Here is a 486-nt window from a genome sequence, read left to right on the forward strand (position 1 = left end):
GATGCCATTATGCGCTCGAATTCCACAACGCTTGTGGAGCGCCGTGTGCGCATGGCGCTGGGAACCGGCGATCGCCGTGGCCTGAATACCTGGCTGGCGCGTTTGCCAATGGAAGCCAAAGAAAAAGATGAATGGCGCTACTGGCAGGCGGATCTGCTGCTGGAGCGCGGACGCGATGCGGAAGCCAAAGAGATCCTGCATCAGCTTATGCAGCAGCGCGGTTTCTACCCGATGGTGGCGGCACAGCGTCTGGGCGAAGAGTACGCGCTGAAAGTGGATAAAGCGCCGGACAACGTTGACTCTGCGCTAACTCAGGGACCAGAAATGGCGCGTGTTCGAGAACTGATGTACTGGAACCTGGACAATACCGCGCGCAGTGAGTGGGCGAATCTGGTTACCAGCCGCACGAAGTCTGAACAGGCACAACTGGCGCGTTACGCGTTCAACAATCACTGGTGGGATCTGAGCGTTCAGGCCACGATCGCC

1 pseudogene is annotated in these 486 nt (G+C 58.6%); it reads left to right on the forward strand.

From position 1 onward, the window contains the following. Positions 1-486 (forward strand): annotated as a pseudogene (locus tag FDX22_RS15925) (murein transglycosylase); the annotation flags it as partial.

Source organism: Citrobacter sp. TBCS-14 (assembly GCF_005280805.1).
In the GTDB taxonomy this organism is placed as follows: domain Bacteria; phylum Pseudomonadota; class Gammaproteobacteria; order Enterobacterales; family Enterobacteriaceae; genus Citrobacter; species Citrobacter gillenii.